We start from the raw sequence: 1,881 nt of genomic DNA, 5'->3' as shown, positions 1-1,881 counted from the left end.
CACCTCGATTCCGGGCATGGCCGAGCGCACCGTGATCCTGTACACCTTCAGCAAGAAGTTCGCCATGACCGGCTCACGCCTGGGCTGCGCCGTCGCCCCGGTGGAGATCGCCAAGGTCCTGTCCACCCTGAACACCAACGACGAATCCTGCACCACCCACTACGTCCAGTGGGCAGGCATCGAGGCGCTTCGCGGCCCCCAGGAACCCGTCCAGCAGATGCTCGACATCCTCAAAGACCGCCGGGATGCCGCGTGCGAGCTCGTCAACGCGATCCCGGGCATGAGCGTGGCCGTGCCGCAGTCCACGTTCTACCTGTTCCCGGACGTCACCGAAGCCATGCAGAAACTGGGCTACACCGCCGTGGGAGACTTCGCCTCCGACGCCCTGTACAAGACCGGCGTGTCGTTCTGTACCCGCGAGCACTTCGGCCGGCGCCTGCCCGGAGAAGAGCGCCAATACATCCGCCTGGCCTACTCTGGCATCGAAGTACCAGCCATCAACGACGGCCTCGGCCGCCTGCGCGAATGGATCCAAACCGCATGAGCAAAGTAGTAGTCACCGGGCGCGTGCCCGAAGCAGCACTGGAAAAACTGCGCACCGAGCACGACGTCGACGCCTGGACCGGTCCCGGGTCGATCAGCCGTGAAGAGCTCCTGCGCCGCGTCGCCGGGGCAGACGCCGTCGTGAGCCTGCTGACCGAACGCATCGACGCCGAACTGCTCGACGCCGCCGGAGAACAGCTGAAGGTCGTCGCGAACGTCGCCGTCGGCTACGACAACATCGACGTCCCCGCCTGCACCGAGCGCGGGATCATCGCCGCCAACACCCCCGGCGTGCTCACCGAAGCCACCGCGGACATCGCGTTCGGGCTCATCCTCATGGCCACCCGCCGCCTCGGCGAAGGCGAACGGCTCATCCGCTCCGGACAAGCCTGGAAATGGGGCATGTTCTTCCTGCTCGGCTCCAGCCTCCAAGGCAAAACCCTCGGCATCGTCGGCATGGGCGGCATCGGCCAAGCCACCGCACGCCGGGCCAAGGCCTTCGGCATGGAGATCGTCTACCAGTCCCGCAGCGAAATCGACCCCGCCATCGCCGCCGAACTAGGCGCCCGCCGCGTCGAGCTCGACGAACTGCTCGCCGTCTCCGACGTCGTCTCCCTGCACTGCCCCTACGGCCCCAACACGCACCACCTGATCGGCGCCGAACAACTCACGGCCATGAAGGACACCGCGTACCTGGTCAACACCGCGCGCGGACCGATCATCGACGAAGCCGCCCTCGCAACAGCACTGCGCGACGGCGTCATCGCCGGCGCCGGGCTGGACGTCTTCGAACACGAACCCACCGTCCACCCCGGACTGCTCGAGCTCGAAAACGTCGCCCTCGTCCCGCACCTGGGATCGGCCACCGTCGAAACACGCACCGCCATGGCCATGCTCGCAGCCGACAACACGCTCGCCGTCCTCCGCGGCGAACAGCCACCCACCCCGATCGGGTAATCCTTCGGCGCGCGAAGGGCGCTCCCCGCTTACAGGGTGCGCCCTTCGTGCAGCTTTTGTGCAGTACGACGGAAAGAGAACAATGACCCTGGCACCTGAAGGCCGTAAGTTGCTGCGTGTTGAGCAGCGCAACAAGGCCGTCCCGGTTGAACGCAAGCCCGAGTGGATCAAGGCCAAGGTCCAGATGGGCCCGGAATTCGTGGGCCTGAAGAACCTGGTGAAAAAAGAAGGCCTGCACACCGTGTGCGAGGAAGCCGGCTGCCCGAACATCTTCGAATGCTGGGAAGACAAGGAAGCGACCTTCCTGATCGGCGGCTCCGAATGCACCCGCCGCTGCGACTTCTGCCAGATCGACACCGGCAAACCCTCCCCCCTGGACCG

At 66.0% G+C, this 1,881-nt stretch carries 2 protein-coding genes and 1 pseudogene; all 3 read left to right on the top strand.

What is annotated here, in order from left to right:
• On the top strand, positions 1 to 544 hold a 544-nt coding region (locus E1809_RS26335), incomplete at its 5' end, for an aminotransferase class I/II-fold pyridoxal phosphate-dependent enzyme (protein WP_133207157.1).
• Positions 541 to 1,500, top strand: coding sequence for a 2-hydroxyacid dehydrogenase (locus E1809_RS26330; protein ID WP_133207156.1), 960 nt, complete (start codon positions 541 to 543; stop codon positions 1,498 to 1,500). The genes E1809_RS26335 and E1809_RS26330, both read left to right, overlap by 4 nt.
• 82 nt (positions 1,501 to 1,582) lie before the next feature.
• A pseudogene (locus E1809_RS26325) lies at positions 1,583 to 1,881 on the top strand (lipoyl synthase); the annotation flags it as partial.

This window comes from Arthrobacter terricola, from assembly GCF_004354015.1.
In the GTDB taxonomy this organism is placed as follows: domain Bacteria; phylum Actinomycetota; class Actinomycetes; order Actinomycetales; family Micrococcaceae; genus Arthrobacter; species Arthrobacter terricola.
Note: the sequence above shows the minus strand (reverse complement) of the source record. Positions and strands in the feature narration are given on the sequence as shown.

What these genes read in the sequence shown, in the direction of transcription:
- E1809_RS26330 (WP_133207156.1), top strand. Translation starts at nt 541, where the DNA reads ATGAGCAAAGTAGTAGTCACCGGGCGCGTGCCCGAAGCAGCACTGGAA.